The 482-nt window shown below is 55.4% G+C and carries 1 protein-coding gene; it reads left to right on the plus strand.

Annotated elements, in window-relative coordinates; genetic code table 11:
• Positions 1 to 19: 19 nt before the first annotated feature.
• On the plus strand, positions 20 to 482 hold a 463-nt coding region (locus NE664_13580), incomplete at its 3' end, for a beta-galactosidase (GenBank protein MCQ4727663.1).

Raw genomic sequence — 482 nt, forward strand, 5'->3', positions numbered from 1 at the left:
CGAACCGCACCTGGAGCCGATGTTTGATTATAAGAAGGAGCTTCTATGTGCCTGCAGGGGGTCCAGACGGGCGTTTCGGGAGTGGCTGAAGGTCAGATACGGGTCGCTGGAGCAATTGAATGAGGCGTGGTTCCGCCGGTATACGGACTGGGAAGAGATTGTGCCCCCGCCTCGGTTCGGGACGTATGCTGATATGATGGACTGGAGACGATTCTGGTTATATAATCTGGCGGAATGGCTGAGACGGCGGGTAGATGCAGCGAGACGCGGCGCGCCGGGGAAGCTGATTCAGACCCACAGCGCCAGCGCGGATTACATGGGGGCATCCAGCACCGGAGCGCTTGGAATTGAACTTTCCGATGAATTTCTGCTCGCACGTGAGGTAGATGTGTTCGGGTTATCCAGTTTTCCGAAATGGCTGATGGGAGAGACGAAACGCGATTACGATCTCTCTCATATGCTCCAGTCGGAAATTATCTGTG

It is taken from the genome of Anaerotignum faecicola (assembly GCA_024460105.1).
Lineage (GTDB): Bacteria > Bacillota > Clostridia > Lachnospirales > Anaerotignaceae > JANFXS01.